This window comes from Aquiflexum sp. (assembly GCF_041749095.1).
GTDB lineage: Bacteria > Bacteroidota > Bacteroidia > Cytophagales > Cyclobacteriaceae > Aquiflexum.
On the sequence record NZ_JBGTCA010000448.1, the window covers coordinates 1 to 17,244 of the forward strand.

The following is a 17,244-nucleotide window of genomic DNA, read 5'->3' on the forward strand; positions in this document are numbered from 1 at the left end:
GAAGAGGCGGTTTTGAAAGCCTTGGAAATAGCTCCGCCGGAACTTTCTGCCGATATTTATGACAATGGTATTCACCTCACCGGTGGAGGTGCTTTGCTAAAAGGACTTGATAAGAGATTGCATCAAAAGACCAAATTACCAATACACATTGCAGAAGATCCATTAAGGGCAGTGGTGAGGGGTACAGGTACGGCTCTGAAAAACATAAATAATTTCAGGACAGTATTGATGACCTAATCTTTGAATGCAACGCATATTCCTCTTTTTATATAAAATCCGTGCATTCCTTTTGTTTGTACTTTTGGAAGTAATAGCCATTTGGATGATTGCGTCCAATAATTCACAACAGGGAGCGGCATTTTTCAATAGTTCGAATCAATTTATCGGGGCAATTCTAAGTGCCCAAAATGATGTTGTGGAATACTTTTCTCTTTCCTCAGTCAATAAGAGTCTTGTAGATAAAAATGCGGAACTGCTGGCAGAGTTGGAGAAATTAAGGCAACCGGCAGATAGTGTCTTTATCGAACTGGACAGTCTATTGTCAAGCACTTTTCAGTTTAAAGGTGCAAAAGTCATTAACAACTCATTGAGATTGACCCAAAACCACCTTACCATCAACAAGGGTTCTAACCATGGCATCAAGCAGGGTATGGGGGTTTTCAATGAAGAAGGTGTAGTTGGAAGGGTGAAAAGTGTGAGTAAAAACTATGCCTCGATCATTTCTCTATTACATACTGAGTTGCTCATTTCTTCTAAAATCAAGTCAAATGATGTCTTCGGATCTACCAAATGGGATGGAAAAAATTCCAAGTTGGCCAAGCTGATGTATGTCCCTAGACACGTTGTCGTTGAGGTGGGTGACAAGATTGTAACTTCTGGATACAATGCGGTTTTTCCTGAGGGAATTCCAATCGGAACTGTTATTGAAATAAAGCCCGGTCCGGAAACCAACTATCTGGATATTACCATTGAACTGGCGACCGATTTCTCCAAAATCTCCTATGTTTATCTGGTTGAAAATTTTCAACAGCAGGAATTGGACTCCTTATATCAATCAACCGGTGTAAATTATGAGCAGTAGTAGGATATTGACATTGGGTGTTGGAGGAATCCTTTATATTTTGTTTCAGGTTTTGATCCTGAAAAATCTTGTTCTATTCGGTATTGCGTTTTGCTTTCTTTATCTGCTGTTTATTTTGCTCCTTCCTGTTCAAGTTAAGACCATACCTACTTTATTGATCAGTTTTTTTTTAGGGTTGGGAGTCGATTTGTTTTATGACACTATGGGTATTCATACTGCTGCTTTGGTGGCAGTTGGGTTTATCAGGTATAGGTGGTTACAGGTTTTGGTGCCTACCGGTGGATATGATGACGATCTTACGCCAAGTATTTTGAATATGGGGCTTGGTTGGTTTTTGTCCTACAGTGTGCCCATGATTTTGATACATCATTCCTTGTTTTTTTATATTGAGAGTTTGGGGACAGATTTATTTATGTCTTCGGTTCAAAAAATAATTGCCAGTGCTATTTTTGTTTTTATTATGAGTATAATTGTCCAACTGTTGCTATACAGGAGAAGGAGAGGAATTTAATGAACGACCAAAGACAGATCACCATTATCATCGCCGTAATTCTGGTGGGGATAGTCCTATTGACAAAATTGTTTTTGATCCAAGTTGCTGATGATAGTTTTTTGAAAAGGGCAGAAAGCAATGCCATACAGCGTGTTGTGGACCATCCTTATAGAGGCTTAGTATATGACCGAAAAGGGAAAATCATGGTCTATAATAACCCCATTTTTGACCTGATGATTATTCCCAGGGAGTTTCAGGTAGGAGATACAACCAGATTTTGTGAAATTTTCCAGATTGATAAAGAATACCTCAAGGAAACATATACTGCTGCCAGAAAGTATTCCAGTGTCAAGCCATCGCCTTTGATCAAACAGATCTCAACTACTGATTTTGCACGGATTCAAAATTATCTTATTGATTATCCGGGACTCTTTGTGATGACAAGGTCTGTGAGATCATACCCACAGGCAAGCGCAGCAAATGCCCTTGGATATATCGGTGAAATAAGTTCTGCCCAACTTGATAGGGACAGTGCGAGATATTATAGACAAGGGGACTATGTAGGACTAAGCGGGATTGAGGGATTCTATGAAAATGAACTGAGAGGGGTTAAGGGGGTCAAATACAAAATGGTCAACGTAAGGGGAGTGGATAAAGGGGCTTTTAAAAGTGGTGAATTGGATACTGCTTCTGTAGCTGGTAATAATCTTACTTCCACTATCGACCTGGATCTGCAGCTGTATGGGGAATTATTGATGGAAGGAAAAAGAGGTTCTGTTGTGGCTATTGAGCCTAAAACCGGTGAAGTGCTTGCCATGATTTCAGCTCCGACGTATGACCCGAACATTTTGACAGGCGCCAAGTTTGGAACCAACTATATGGTTTTGAACAGGGATGAAAGCAAACCTTTGTTCAACAGGCCGATCATGGCCATGTACCCTCCTGGCTCAATATTCAAAGTTGTACAATCATTGGTCGGACTTCAAATGGGGGTATTGACTCCCAACACCACTTTTGGATGTAACAGGTCTTTGGTTGCCTGCCACAATCATCCCAATCCGGTAAATTTATTCGGTGCCATCCGGAATTCCTGCAACCCTTATTATCATCAAGCTTACCGTGCCATGATCAACAGAGAAGTTTCCGGAAATACCTTTAAAGACACCGAGATAGGACTCAATGAATGGAGAGAATATGTTCTCAAATTCGGCCTTGGTGGCCCATTGGGCATAGACCTTAGAAATGAAAAGGGCGGTTCCATTCCTTCAAGTAAACTTTATGACAAAATATACGGGGAAGGAAGATGGAAATATTCAACCATTTACTCCTTATCCATTGGTCAGGGAGAAATGTTGGTGACACCTTTGCAAATGGCCAATTTGGCCGCAATTTTTGCCAATAAGGGATATTATTATCCTCCCCATTTGATCAAAGCAGTAAATGGCGATCCCACCAAAATACCTTTGGAATTTCAGGTGAAACATGAGGTTGGGGTGGATGCCCATCATTTTGACCTGGTACAGGATGCCATGGCAGAGGCAATATATGGGACCGCAGCAAGGGCAGCTATCAAAGACATTGCCATTGCAGGCAAAACAGGGACAGCGCAAAATCCGCAAGGTGAAGATCATTCTGTCTTTATAGCCTTTGCCCCTAAGGAGGATCCTAAAATAGCAATTGCGGTGTATGTGGAAAATGCGGGTTGGGGTGGTCGAGCTGCTGCCAGTACAGCCAGTTTGATGATAGAAAAATACATCAGAGGGGAGATTACAAGACCTGCTTTGGAAGAATATGTGAGGTTGGGAAAATTTATGTAAACTGTGAGGCAGGACGATTTATATATCAATAAAATCGATTGGATTTCCATTTCCATTTATGCCATTCTTGTCATTATCGGCTGGTTCAATATTTATGCGGCCGTGTATGATGAGCAAGCTGCAAAAAGTATTTTTGATTTTTCCATCAATTCCGGAAAACAACTGGTTTGGATCGGGACGGCTATTCTATTGATCATAGTGATCATGGTAGCGGATTACCGGCTTTTTGAAAATCTTGCCATACCCCTTTATTTGATATTCCTGTTTTTTTTGTTGATCACACCTTTTTTTGGAAAAGAAATCCATGGACAGAGAGCTTGGTTTGAAATCGGAGCTTTCCGGCTTCAGCCTGCTGAATTTGCCAAATTTGCCACTGCTCTCGCTTTGGCCAAATTTATGGAAAGAACCACTTTTGATCTTTCCCAGATCAAATATCAAGGACAGGCATTGGCCATCATCATGTTGCCGGTAGCATTTATCATGTTACAACCGGATACAGGTACGGCGATGGTTTATTCGGCATTTTTCATCATGTTGTACAGGGAAGGAATGCCACAGAACTATTATACGCTGGCCTTTACCTTTATTGCCATATCTTTATTGTCATTGGCAATTGAAAACAACCTGTATCTGGCAGTTACAGTAATTGTTATCATCGGCATAATATTCCTGTTGGGAAAGAAAAAATTGTCCAGGGGTATAATCTTGGGAGTCATAGGGATTGTCATAATAGGATATTCCTACAGTCTTGATTATGTGGTTTCAAAATTACCCGAACATCAACAGAATAGAATTATGGTTTTGTTCAATCCTGACATTGATCCGCTGGGTGTAGGATGGAATGTTACCCAATCCAAGATAGCAATTGGTTCGGGGGGATTTATGGGTAAAGGTTACCTGGAAGGTACGCAGACCAAGTTTGATTTTGTTCCGGAGCAGCATACGGATTTTATTTTCTGTACGCTTGGGGAGGAGTTTGGATGGATAGGGAGTTTGGTGGTGATTGTTTTGTTTTGTACCCTTTTGGTAAGATTGGTAATGCTTGCAGAAAGACAGAAAAATCGGTTTTCAAGGATTTATGGGTACTGTGTCGTTTCCATCTTGATGTTTCATTTTGTCATCAATATTTCCATGACCATCGGGCTGTTTCCTGTGGTAGGAATACCTTTGCCTTTTTTTAGCTATGGGGGGTCTTCCCTTTGGTCATTTACCATTCTGCTATTTATTTTTATCAAGTTGGATTCTCATAGAATTCAGCAATTGAGCAGGATGGGTTGATATTGGTAATGGATGGATACGCGCTTGCTTGAAGGATACCCTTAATTCTATTGCAACAAGACAGAAGACGGAAGACCGATGACCGAAGTACCGGACATTTCAATCTCCTGACAAGAATCCTATTGATTTGCCATTTTACTGGCATCATTGCGTACAAACATCCTATTGGTATTGAATTCCGAATAATCAAAAAAATCTTAAGGGAACCGATTTGAGTTGTTGTATAGAAAAGCTATTTCCGCAGAATCACACGTGATTTTCATGGATTTTTTCCAACCAATACTGTTTTTTTGGTGATCTGTATTTTTTGGCAAAAGGGGTATGGAAATCGTGTTTTGTCAAAAAGGAAATCTGAAGGTTTTTCCAGTCCTCGTCTGTTTTGATGATATTTGTAGCTTTGAATTCAAGGTATAACCTACTGCTTATTTCAGGGTAATCATTACGTCCGAGATAATCAAGATCGGAATCACAAATAATCTTCTGAAGTTCGGTTTTAGGATTTTGGGGGATTTTGGTGGCTAAAATGAGACCCTTTACAATTTCAATATGCTTTGGGTCCATTTCAAGTGAACTCATGATTTTGGCAGCCATCTCTGCACCCTCTTCTTCATGATTGATATTTGACTTCAAAAAACCCATGTCGTGAACAATGGCCCCAATACGAAGTAAATAGGCATCGTCACCTTTAATCTTATTCCTTTTGATGTATTGATTACAAACATCCAGTACATCCAGTACATGGTCAAGGTTGTGATAGGTCAAATGTTTTGGGAGACCATTCTCCAACTGGTTCAAAACGATACGTTTAAGCTTGAGGTAACCTTTCATTTTTTTGATGGGTTTTTTCAAAAAGTTCAAATAAAGGGTTCTATAGTATGTTTGGTACTAAAATATAGATTATAAACCAAAATAAGATATAAAACCATAGCCATTTAAAGGTTAAGCATAAAATATTTTTGATCGGTGACAGCGAATTCAAAACATCTTAAACAAATAAAAACTCTTTATCATTAATTACCAAATCCAATCAGCGGAAGTTTTTTCATTGGAGAAATTAAATTAACATTAAATTTATATTAAATCTATGCTATTAGTCTTTTTGATCGAATTTTCTGAATACCAATTGAAGAAACTCAACTACGACATCTGAGTTTTTTTCCCATTTTAGTTCTCCCACAAATCTTTCGTTGATCAGATTGATGGCTTCCACAAAGCTTTCACAGTTGTCAATGGATTTGAGCGCATGCCTCATCAGGTCTGGATTGCCATCGAAGAGTTCCTTGGTAAACATGAATCTTTGGTTCAAACCCACGCTCTCCGAAAGTTCTTTGATTGTCCCTTTCATGATGGAGTATTCCTCTGTTTCAAACTTTGCCCAAGCCTGTAATGGATCTATCGCATTTGCTGTTGATGCAGCAACTCCCTGTTTTAAAGTCGGCACATTTTCCAACAAAAATTCCTCTTCATCATTTTCAAATTCATCATTACTTTCAATGCTTTCATTTGACTGAGGATGACTTGGTGTCTCTTTAACAAAAGTGTTGGCCTTTTCAATTTCCTGTTTTATAATTTCCTTCGGAGGCTGTTCCTGAATTGGTTTTTCTTCTGAAACAGTTTCCTTCTCCTGATTTTCGGTTTTAATTTCTTTGATGACAACCTCATCATAGTCAATAAACCGGATTTGTCCCATGCTGTTTAGCAGGATTCTGTAATCCTCCAAGCTTCCTTTTTGATTGGAAAAATTAAGCTTTAATGCATCTTTGTAAGCCTGCTTGGATTGTTCCAAACCTGCCTTGTCAATCAGATTGAACACAAGGTTGTTATGCCACTTATAATACTTTTTATTGTCCTTCAGAGATTGGTTGACCTCATTGTTTTGGACTTTGTCAAACTCGTGGGAAAAAAATGCCAATGGGTCCACAGCCAATGTAATGGAATCTATCACAGCCTGAATGATCAATGGTTCGAAATATGACCTTTCTATCTTGATGGTCCTGGACAGCACATTCATAAAATCCTTGAGTGCTTCATGTACTGACTTGTCCCTGTAATCAAAATAGGGGCTGCTTTTTAGTTTTTCAAGTTCCAATTGCCATGCCTCAAAGATGGTTTTGATGATAAAAAAATTGACCTGGGGACTTGGGCTAAGTGTGATGATTTCATGGCCGGTCATATACTTTTTTTGGGAAAAGTACTGGTCACAGATCTGTTTGCTGAATTCCTTGGCGTAGTTTTCTACGTAATTGCTGTTTATCTTAGCGGACATATTATGTAATGGACTTTTTAATCTAATATAGCACAAACCATGCTGAAAATTATTATCGAGAATTTAAATCAACGTGAGATTCATTCACCTGATAATGTACGTAAAGTTATAGATTTAATCCATGAAAACTACATAGATTGGATGCATGCCTGTGGAAAAAAGGGGAGATGTACCACCTGCAAAATCATTGTTGTCAAGGGTATGGAAAACTTATCTCCATTGACTGACCGGGAAGAATTTTTCAGAAAAAACAACAGGTTAAAGTCTTTCGAAAGGTTATCTTGCCAAGCAAATTTAATAAAAGGGGAAATTCGGGTGAAAGTGGCTGAGGAAAACAAATTCCCACATGTGGATTATAGTGATTGAAAAGGCATGTTCATAGAACCTACAATAGGTAAATTAAGGCAATCGGATAAAAAGGGACATATCGAAGTGATATGTGGCTCGATGTTTTCCGGCAAAACAGAGGAACTTATCCGAAGGCTCAACAGGGCCTTGATCGCCAGACAAAAGGTAGAGATATTCAAGCCTTCAATAGATAAAAGGTATCACGAATTTGATGTGGTTTCGCATAATGAAAACACCATACGATCCACTCCTGTGCAGTTTGCGGATGACATCATTCTTTTGGCGGGCAATTGTGAAGTAGTAGGGATAGATGAAGTCCAGTTTTTTGACAACAGGATTGTCCATGTTGCCAATGTGCTGGCCAATTCAGGGAAAAGAGTCATCCTGGCCGGATTGGATATGGATTTTGAAGGAAAACCATTCGAACCGATGCCGCAATTGCTGTCAATTGCTGAATATGTGACCAAAGTCCATGCAATCTGTATGAAATGTGGTGACCTTGCATCGTATTCCTACAGGCTGTTGGAAGTGAAAGATAAAGTTGTGTTGGGAGAGAAAGAAAGTTATGAGGCACGATGCAGAAAGTGTTTTTTTGAAGCTGATAGCAAATAGGGAGATTGGGAACATGATGAAATTAGAGGGCTTGTTTGCCAGCAAAAACCACATCATCTGTCTCAGAAATAGTTTTTCAATGAAAGTTTTCAGCCTGCTCTTTTTGCATATTTTCTTTGTTTTTTACAGTCTACATGTGATCGCCCAATCTCAGATTGCTGTAGGAAGTTGGAGAATACACGTCTCCTATTTGGAAGGAGGGTATTTGACAGGAAGCAACCAAACTGTTTTTAGTCAAGGGAGGTCTTCACTTTTTTATTTTTCGGTAAATGACTTTGATCCTAAGCCATTGACGGTAATGGATGGTCTTTATACTCAGTCTTTCAATGCCTCTGCATTCGATCCTGTCTCAAAAAAACTTATAGTCGGATATCGGGACGGTACGGTGGATTTGGTTGGCGAAAAGAATGTACAGCGACTGACTTCCATCCGTGACAATCCCCTGATATTGAACAAAAATATCAATTCAGCTAAGACCCTTGGTGGTTTTGTCTATTTGGCCGGAGATTTTGGTGTAGCTGTGATCGATCCACAAAAAGCTGCATTTATGGCATCATATATCAATATTGGGCCAAATGGATCTTCTTTGGAAATCTTGGATATTGATGAAGATTCCGGATTCTATTACCTGGCTACCCGCTTTGGATTGGTAATCGGGGATAAGCATGAGAATCTGAACGATTTCAGGAATTGGCAAATCCAAAATTTGAATGTGATTGGAGGATCCAAAAAATTGGCAGTTTATGAGGGCAATGTTTATATGATAGGTTCTGATAACAGAGTCTATATTTTAGAAGAGGGGATTTTGAACTGGATGATAGGAACTGAGAATGTAAGCAGCCTGAAAAAATTTGGAGAACAATTGTATTTTTCAGACAGATCTTCTATTTATCAAGTGGGTGAAGGTGGATCATTTTTGCAGTTTTATAATCATGGATCCAATGAGATTGTGGATTTTCATATGATGGGTGATGATATCCTTATCAGTCAGGTTGGTAAGGGTGTTTTCAATGTATCCTCAAATACCCATATTTTTCCAAACGGTCCATCTTCTTCTGCCAAAAGTTTTCATTGGGACAAAAATGGAACATGGGCTTTGCCGGGAGGATTTCAGTTCACTGGAGCTACAGTCTCCTCAATCGGAAGCAAAACCTCGGTATTGAAAGAAGGTATTTGGTCTGAGGCCCTTGCTCCAGATCATGTAATTTCCAAATCCATATTTAGGAATTCCGATTATTTCGGAACTATAGAAAGTGGATTATGGAAGGTTTCAGATGGGAGTTTACAACAAATTGTATTACCTGGAACTAACCAAAAAGTAAGTATAAGTTCATTGGTGGTGACGGAAGGGAATTTACTTTGGGTAGGGGTTTTTGACAACTTTGGGAGCTTGTACAAAATATCAGGAAATGGAGATATCAGTCAGGTTCAGGTACAGGGCCTTCAATTTCCCCGGAAAATAATTGTGGACAGGTACGGTAACCTTTGGATATTACAGACCCCACCGACCGGTCAAAATAGGATCAGGGTTTTCAATGAGAGTACAGGTCTCAACAGATTTTTGGGCAATGCTGTAAATCAGGGAAATCTTCCCAATTCGGAAATCAGGGATATGGATCTTGATCAGGAGGGAAACCTTTGGGTCGGGACATCATCGGGTGTATTTTACCTTCCATTTGTTCAATTCGTGAATTCCAACAGCGTTTTAAATTCCATCTTCCCCATTTTTGAAAACAGGCAATTGTTAAGTGGTGTAGCTATTACCTCAGTTTTGGTTGCTCCGGATCAGACAAAATGGTATGGAACGGAAAGGGATGGATTATGGCATTTCTCGGAACTTGGGGATGAGCGGTTTGGTCACTTCACAGGAGACAATAATCCATTGACTTCAGCCTCAATCCAAAGCCTCGCCATTGATCCTGTTTCAGGAGAATTGCTCATTGTGCAGCCAAATGCCGCTTTCTCTTTTAGGACAAACAGCATGGGGTCATTTGAGAATTTTTCCGAACTGAAGATTTTCCCCAATCCCGTCCGTCCGGATTTTTCGGGCTACCTGAGTATCGAAGGATTGACTGATTTTTCCCGGATCAAAATAACTACTGCAGCAGGAAGGGTAGTGTACAGCACACAGGTACGGGGTGGCAAAGCCACCTGGAATATCATGGAGGGATTGGGAGGTAGACCCGGACCGGGAGTGTATTTGGTGTATGTCATTGATGCATCAGGGCAGGAGCGGATTTCAGGCAAATTTGTGGTTTTATGAAACTGAAAAAAACCAAGGGACTGGTCATTTCATTCCTTAAGTACCGGGAGACATCGATCATTGTAAGGATATTTACCAGAGATTTGGGACTGAAGTCCTATATAGTCAATGGGGTAAGGTCAAAGGGCGCAAAAAGCAAAATGGCATTTTATCAGCCTCTGACCCAATTGGACATGGTCGTATATGACAAAGAAGGCGCAAGCTTGAACAGGATATCAGAGGTTAAGCTTGCCAAAGCTTACGAAAAAATACCATTTGATTTTCAGCGGTCATCCATAGCCATGTTTATGGGGGAGGTGTTGGGCAAATCGATCTATGATGATTATCAAAATGAAAGTTTTTATGACTTTCTTGAATATTCTTTGGATCAATTGGATAAAGAGTCTGTCATTTTGGTTCATTTTCCGTTGGTGTTTTTGTGGGAATGTTCCAAATATCTCGGATTTGCACCCAATGATGCAGCCTCCTTTTTTGATGAACTGACAGATGAAGCGTACCATCCCGGTCAATTGAAAGAGGAAATAGATTATCTGAATGCATTGATAGAGGAATCATTTGCCTGTAACCAAAAAGTCCATGCTATACACCGGAAAAAACTTCTGGATCATTTTCTGATGTTCTATTCCAGGCACTTGGAATCTCCCTATGAATGGAAGTCCGTCAAGGTTCTCAGGCAGTTGCTGGGATAAAATAAATTTTCTTCAAGGCTCAAAAATTTGGTATTTAAGTAATGAAAGCTTAATATTGCAGTGTTATAGTATCCGTAAATCCATTCCCCGTGGATTTCAACTATCCTGAATACCTTTTTTATTCAGTTCAGTAATACTCAATACACATTCATTACTAATCTCACACAACTTATTAATTAATTTCATAAGCTTTTTATGTATAACATAGAAGAACTAAGAATCAGACTTCTTTCTGAATTGAAAGACATTGCTGAGGAGTTAGGTGTTAAAAATTTCAAAACACTCAAAAAAGACGACCTTGTTTATGCCATTTTGGATCAACAGGCAATCACTCCCGAGCTGGCTTTACCGAAAAAAAAGCCTTCATCAACAGAATCAGAAGCATCAGAAAAGGAAAATAAATCTGCATCTGAAGTGGCCTCCGAATCACCCAAATCAAAATCAACTGAAAACCAGTCAAAATTCAAAAGGGAAAATGTAACAGCATTGCCCAAAGACAAAGAAACTCCAAGCACTCAGACAAAACAGGAGGATCCTAGGAAAAAACAGGAGGAGCCTAGGAAAAAACAAGAGGATTCTAGGAAAAGAAAGGAAGAGCCCGCAAAAAAACAGGAGGAGCCTACGAAAAAACAGGAAGAACCAAAAGCGGAGAAAGTTACTCCCCAAGAACCTGAGGTTAAAAAACTCAATAATCCTCCAGCTCCACCACCTTTACCGAATCAAGAGGAAAAGGCAAAATTTATCAGGCCGAGGAGAAAAGTTGTAGATGATCCTCAACCGGTTGCTTCATCGGTACAAAATCCCGTCTCCGATGCAGAGGTTGAACTTCCCAGAAGAAAGAATTTCAAAAATATCGATGAAGTCCACATTCCTTCTGCAGAAATGTCAACTTCCAAAAGGAAGCCTTATGTCAGTGTGAAAGAATTTGAGGGGATCATTGAAAACGAAGGCGTTTTGGAAATCATGCCGGAGAGTTATGGTTTTATGCGCTCGCTGGATTATAACTACCTGGCCTCTCCCGATGATATTTACGTGTCACCATCCCAAATTAAACTTTTTGGTTTAAAAACCGGAGACCATATCAAAGGAACCATCCGTCCACCAAAGGAAGGAGAAAAGTATTTTGCACTTTTAAAGGTCATTACTGTCAACGGTAAAACCTCCGAAGAAATCAGGGACAGGATTCCTTTCGAATACCTTACCCCTTTGTTTCCCGACGAAAGGTTGAACCTTTCCACAAAATCGGACAATTATTCTACACGGATATTGGATCTTTTTGCCCCCATTGGTAAAGGACAAAGAGGAATGATCGTGGCACAGCCTAAAACAGGTAAAACGGTCCTTTTGCAGCAAATTGCCAATGCAATTGCCCAAAACCATCCTGAAGTTCACCTGATGATACTATTAGTGGATGAAAGACCTGAGGAAGTGACAGAGATGGCCCGATCTGTGAAGGCGGAAGTGATTTCTTCTACTTTCGATGAACAGGCAGATAGACATGTGAAGGTAGCCACCATCGTTTTGGAAAAAGCAAAGAGAATGGTGGAATGCGGTCATGATGTTGTGATTCTATTGGATTCCATCACCAGATTGGCAAGAGCATACAATACCGTGGTTCCATCTTCAGGTAAAATACTATCAGGTGGTGTGGATGCCAATGCACTCCATAAGCCCAAGAGATTTTTCGGTGCTGCAAGAAATGTTGAAAATGGTGGTTCTTTAACCATCATCGCAACAGCTTTGGTTGAAACCGGTTCCAAAATGGATGAAGTGATATTTGAAGAATTCAAAGGCACTGGCAACATGGAATTGGCCTTGGACAGAAAACTTTCCAACAGAAGGATATACCCTGCCATAGATGTGCCGGGCTCAGGAACAAGAAGAGAAGACCTACTCATGGACAAAGAAGAAATGCAGCGTGTATGGATACTCAGAAAACTGATGTCGGATATGACCTCACAGGAAGCTATGGAATTCATATTACAAAGAATGAAAGGCACTAGGGACAATATCGAGTTTTTGATCAGTATGAACAGTTAAGAAATTTATGATCATCAAATTAACTAAACAGCCTCTGGGAATTTCCCCAGAGGTTTTTTTGTGAAAAAATTTCGAGGCGTTGCCAATTTATTAAAATGTCTTTCAATTTATTTTTCAAAATGACATTTTTATTAGTCAATTTATTTTCTTCTATTTCGAACACCTAAAATTGACAAAAGTCAATAAATAAAACTTAAATAGTTATTTATTTGGTGATTGGTCAATATTATTCTAGTTTTAGGGACTAATCTCCGAGGATTTAATCACCCAAAAATCCTATACTTATTTTATAACATAAAATAGAAAATGTGCAATTAAGGTTTTTTGCCTTTGTATTCTTTGCATTCGTGGTATTTACCATAGCATTCCCATTGGAGAGCATGGGACAGAATTGTCCTATCTGCACTGCAACAAGTTCAAATACTCAGGATGCTGGAACCCTAGCTTCTCCAAGAGCCGTTAGCAATAACAATTCAGGTTGGAATGCTAACTTTCCGGCAACCACAGGTATTGCGCTGTTTACGGATACAGGATTTTACAGATGGACTGCGGGAGGGAATAATACCATACAGATCGGGGGTCTCGTTTTAGAATCCGGAGTAACTTTGATTTTGGATAGATCCAATGATGGAGTTACCGAAGCATTTAATATAGTAGGTGGCTGTATTGTGGTCAAAAACAATTCTGTCTTGGACCTAAGGTATTTTACGGCACTTGAATCTGTAGATATCTGTGTTGAACCGGGTGGAAAAGTAATTTTTGATAGCAGAAGAGGCGATGCAGGAGTAAGGGATGATTTTACATTTGAAGATGTGGTGATCAATTTACAGGATCCAACTGCCACATTGGAATTCGGTGATGCTGATATAAAACTTCTTGGAGAAAATGGACTGCTCATCAACGGTTGGTCAGGAGAAAGTATTTGTGAAGAAGGCGATCCTCCTCCCGGAGGTACTTCTGGAAATATCTCCTGGACAAGTGGAACCGTAAATATTTGTGATGTACTTAACAACAGGATTCTACCTGTGGAGTGGTTGTATTTTAATGCCGGTTATCAAGCTACTGAAAGGCAAGCAAGGATTGAATGGGGAACCGCAAAAGAATGGGAAAGTTCACATTTTGAAATTTTGAGATCCATTGGGAATATCAGGGACTGGAAAAGTTTTGGTAATGTCAATGCAATGGGCTGGTCAGATGGACCGGTGGATTATCACTATTCCGATGCCCAACTTCCATTGGCAGGGGGCTTGATTTATTATCAACTCAAACAAGTGGATCTTGATGGCAATTTCTCATTCAGTAAAATTGTTTCTGTAAAGATACCACCTTCTGATAAAAAAAGTAAAATATTTAGCATTTATCCCAACCCTACCAATGGTGATCAATTGAAAATAGATTTACTGAATCCGGAAGGTCTAAGAGAAGGAATTCATATTAAGCTAATTCATCCAAATGGGGTCATTAAAGATATAGATGGAGTCAATCCGGATTTACTCTCTGATAACATCCTGCGAAATATGAAAATTGCTTCAAAAGGAGTATATATTCTGGTGATAGCTTTGGATAGTGAAATAGAGTATCACAAATTAATTTATAGGTAGCTTCCAAACATCTATTATTTTACCGGTAAGGATGTAAAAATCACCAAAATACGAATTAATATAACTCAATTGTACTCCGATCTTTCACTGCGAAGAATAATCAGGTGATCGGCATCATTTCGGATAATTATTTTTTAATACACTCAAAAACGTATTTTATTTAAAGTTAAAATCTTTTTGTATTTTTTATATTCGGTTTTTTGCTAAATTTAAAAACGTTTAACTCCCCTTGCCAAATTGTTGATTACCAGACTGACATAATATATCATCCTTTGTTTTATGGTCATATGATTCCCAATACACGCATCCGGGCAAAAACGAAAGGAAGAATCCCGTTATGAAATTCATTCACGCCCAATTATCCCTGTTCTTGCTGGTAAGCCTGTTTCAATGGGAAGGCTCTGTGGTTTTTGGGCAATGCAGTAGTCCGGTCATTTATTCCAATCCAGGAGAATTCAATTTTTTTGTTCCCGCAGGGGTCAATTCCCTTGAGATTGAAGTATGGGGTGCAGGTGCGGGTGGTGCGGGAAGGACCACTAATGGTTCCGGAGGTGGAGGTGGAGGCGGAGCCTATTCCAGAAGCGAAATAATAGTTGTTCCCGGATCGGTTTACACCGTTTTGGTTGGCGCAGGCGGTTTATCCAATAATAACGGAGGGGATTCATGGGTCGCTCCGACAGAAACAATATCCAACAAAGTGATTTTAGCCAAAGGGGGTCTAAGTCCCGGCAACAATAATGTTGCAGGTGGATCGGGAGGTTCATTTGATAATGGAATTGGGACTTTTAGGTTTAGTGCAGGCAATGGAGCAATTGGGGTTGGGAATGCAGGAGGTGGAGGAGGGTCATCAGCAGGTATAGGGATTGAAGGAAATTCGGCCACCGGTCGGGATGGGGCCGCTGCTCCTCCGGGCGGTGGTCCGGGCGGTGATGGTGCAAATGGCAATAGTGACGGTAATCCACCTGCTGCAATACCCGGAGGCGGAGGCGGAGGGGCAAGAGGTACGACACAAAACGGCGGAGCGGGAAGCAATGGAAGAGTCAGGATATCTTATGCCTGTCAGTTTTTTGTAGGAGGGAATCTTTTGGATGATGGTGCAATCACAGGAATCACTATTATTGAATTTGGTGGATCGGGCACAAATTCATGGACAGCACCAAAAGGACTCACCGAATTTGAAGTCTTTGTAGTCGGAGGCGGTGGAGGCGGTGGAATGGGTAATGCCGCTGGCGGTGGAGGCGGAGGTGGAATTACTACTGCAGATTTTACGAATATAAATTCGGGTCAAGGGTTTTTGGAAGATACGGCATTTGAAATTATTGTTGGAGGGGGAGGCCCGGGTTCAGGTGCCTTAACAACAAAAGGATCAAACGGTACTATCTCCATTTTTGGATTTACTAATCCCATTTATCAAATAGTAGCAGGTGGAGGCGGCGGAGGTGCATCAGATAATTCAGTTAATGGAAGTAATGGCTTTCAGCTAAATGCCTCAGGAGGGGGGGCAAGTGGGTTGAATACTCCTGGGAATGGGAGGGAAAATGGAAATAATGGCAGTTCAGGATTGAATAGTAATACAGGTGGAGGTGGAGGTGGATTAGGAAGTCCAGGTACACCGGGGACATTTACTCCTGGTCCTGGTGTTAATTTTACTGCGACAGGTGGCAATGGCGGTGAAGGTTTTTCATCTAATTTCAGAGGAAATGCCGTCATTTATTCTGCAGGAGGTGGTGGGACAACTAGCGCAGGTTCAAATCAATCCCGTAATTTTGCGGGCTTGGGTGGAAGTGGCGTAGGTGGCAATGCCAATAATTCAGGAATTGGCTCTCAGGGAATATCACGTGGATCAGGCGGGGGTGCAGGAAGTGCAGGAGGAGGTGCCGGAAATACCGGTGTGGTCATTGTCCGCTATCCCAATGTCAGGATTTTACCGGTCGAATATCTTTATTTTGATGCCCATTTCAGAAGGGAGAATAAATCGGTTGACCTATTATGGGCCACTGCCAAAGAATGGGAAAACTCCCATTTTGAAATCCAAAGGTCATTGCAGGGTATCAAAAACTGGGAGGTATTAGGTAATGAACCGGGTTATGGTTGGTCTGATAATCCGGTTGAATATGTGTATAGTGACAATAACCTGCCATTAATAGGAGGTATGGCCTATTATAGACTGAAACAGGTTGATTTTAACGGCAACTTTGATTTTTCAAAAACGGTCTCTGTCCGGCTGCCTTCCCTTAATCAGGTGAAAGGTGTTTGGAGTGCCTATCCGAATCCCAATGCCGGAGAATTATTCACGCTGGAATTGATCGATGAAAAGGAATATCATGGAGAAGACCTAAGGGTCAGGCTTATATCACCTTTTTCAAGCCACAAAATAATTGCGGGAAATAATCTCCGTCAGATTTCAAGTTTGATTTTAGAAGAACTCCGAAAGACATCGAAAGGAATTTATGTCCTTGAGATATCCCGGGGACAGAAAGTGGAGTTTATAAAGATTATGAAGCAGTGAGCAGTGAGCAGTCTCAGTAGGCAGTTACATTTGAGGTTTCGGGAACCGTCATTGCGAGTATTCAACATTTTGGAAATGTCAGAAAAGGAATGACATCAAGTTACCGGCTAGGCAGCCGTCATCCTGAGTCCCCAACATTATTAAAATGTTCAGAATTGGTAATGACATCAGGCCATAGACCTCTCCTGACGTCGAGGTGACAAGGCAAAGTCCTTTAAAGAATTGAATGCTATTTATAGTTCTAAAC

At 40.4% G+C, this 17,244-nt stretch carries 14 protein-coding genes; 12 read left to right on the forward strand and 2 right to left on the reverse strand.

Going from position 1 to position 17,244, the window contains the following annotated elements; all coding sequences use genetic code 11:
- The 5 genes from ACEW8O_RS20625 to rodA all read left to right on the forward strand — a co-directional run.
- A partial coding sequence (locus ACEW8O_RS20625; RefSeq protein ID WP_373496518.1) for a rod shape-determining protein occupies positions 1 to 237 on the forward strand: 237 nt, incomplete at its 5' end.
- 7 nt (positions 238 to 244) lie between these two features.
- Positions 245 to 1,081, forward strand: a complete 837-nt coding sequence (gene mreC, locus ACEW8O_RS20630; RefSeq protein ID WP_373496519.1) for a rod shape-determining protein MreC — start codon at positions 245 to 247, stop codon at positions 1,079 to 1,081.
- On the forward strand, positions 1,071 to 1,592 hold the full coding sequence (locus ACEW8O_RS20635) for a rod shape-determining protein MreD (RefSeq protein ID WP_373496520.1): 522 nt from the start codon (positions 1,071 to 1,073) through the stop codon (positions 1,590 to 1,592). Before mreC ends, ACEW8O_RS20635 begins: the two co-directional genes overlap by 11 nt.
- Positions 1,592 to 3,391 carry a penicillin-binding protein 2 gene (gene mrdA / locus ACEW8O_RS20640; protein WP_373496521.1) on the forward strand — a complete coding sequence of 600 codons (1,800 nt, stop codon included), beginning with the start codon at positions 1,592 to 1,594 and terminating at the stop codon, positions 3,389 to 3,391. The genes ACEW8O_RS20635 and mrdA overlap by 1 nt, the downstream gene beginning before the upstream one ends.
- A 3-nt stretch (positions 3,392 to 3,394) precedes the next feature.
- Positions 3,395 to 4,669, forward strand: coding sequence for a rod shape-determining protein RodA (rodA, locus tag ACEW8O_RS20645; protein ID WP_373496522.1), 1,275 nt, complete (start codon positions 3,395 to 3,397; stop codon positions 4,667 to 4,669).
- Between the two features lie 246 nt (positions 4,670 to 4,915).
- Here rodA and ACEW8O_RS20650 read toward each other — a convergent pair whose 3' ends face one another.
- Together ACEW8O_RS20650 and ACEW8O_RS20655 are read right to left on the reverse strand one after the other, a co-directional pair.
- Positions 4,916 to 5,497, reverse strand: coding sequence for an HD domain-containing protein (locus ACEW8O_RS20650; RefSeq protein WP_373496523.1), 582 nt, complete (start codon positions 5,495 to 5,497; stop codon positions 4,916 to 4,918).
- 262 nt (positions 5,498 to 5,759) lie between these two features.
- Entirely contained in the window at positions 5,760 to 6,935 is a 1,176-nt protein-coding gene (locus ACEW8O_RS20655; protein WP_373496524.1) for a hypothetical protein, read from the reverse strand.
- A gap of 39 nt (positions 6,936 to 6,974) precedes the next feature.
- On the opposite strand from ACEW8O_RS20655, the gene ACEW8O_RS20660 reads away from it, so the two are divergent.
- From ACEW8O_RS20660 to ACEW8O_RS20690, 7 genes are all read left to right on the forward strand, one after another.
- Positions 6,975 to 7,301, forward strand: coding sequence for a 2Fe-2S iron-sulfur cluster-binding protein (locus ACEW8O_RS20660; RefSeq protein ID WP_373496525.1), 327 nt, complete (start codon positions 6,975 to 6,977; stop codon positions 7,299 to 7,301).
- A 6-nt stretch (positions 7,302 to 7,307) separates the two neighbouring features.
- Positions 7,308 to 7,895 (forward strand): thymidine kinase, encoded by a 588-nt coding sequence (locus tag ACEW8O_RS20665; RefSeq protein WP_373496526.1) that lies wholly within the window; start codon positions 7,308 to 7,310, stop codon positions 7,893 to 7,895.
- 13 nt (positions 7,896 to 7,908) lie between these two features.
- The gene (locus tag ACEW8O_RS20670) at positions 7,909 to 10,158 is read left to right on the forward strand and encodes a two-component regulator propeller domain-containing protein (protein WP_373496527.1); all 2,250 of its coding nucleotides are present in this window, start codon (positions 7,909 to 7,911) and stop codon (positions 10,156 to 10,158) included.
- Positions 10,155 to 10,847 carry a DNA repair protein RecO gene (recO, locus tag ACEW8O_RS20675; protein WP_373496528.1) on the forward strand — a complete coding sequence of 231 codons (693 nt, stop codon included), beginning with the start codon at positions 10,155 to 10,157 and terminating at the stop codon, positions 10,845 to 10,847. The genes ACEW8O_RS20670 and recO overlap by 4 nt, the downstream gene beginning before the upstream one ends.
- A 195-nt stretch (positions 10,848 to 11,042) precedes the next feature.
- Positions 11,043 to 12,887 carry a transcription termination factor Rho gene (gene rho / locus ACEW8O_RS20680; protein ID WP_373496529.1) on the forward strand — a complete coding sequence of 615 codons (1,845 nt, stop codon included), beginning with the start codon at positions 11,043 to 11,045 and terminating at the stop codon, positions 12,885 to 12,887.
- 308 nt (positions 12,888 to 13,195) lie between these two features.
- Positions 13,196 to 14,488, forward strand: a complete 1,293-nt coding sequence (locus ACEW8O_RS20685; RefSeq protein WP_373496530.1) for a T9SS type A sorting domain-containing protein — start codon at positions 13,196 to 13,198, stop codon at positions 14,486 to 14,488.
- Between the two features lie 337 nt (positions 14,489 to 14,825).
- Positions 14,826 to 16,997, forward strand: a complete 2,172-nt coding sequence (locus ACEW8O_RS20690; protein ID WP_373496531.1) for a glycine-rich domain-containing protein — start codon at positions 14,826 to 14,828, stop codon at positions 16,995 to 16,997.
- The last annotated feature ends 247 nt before the right edge of the window (positions 16,998 to 17,244 follow it).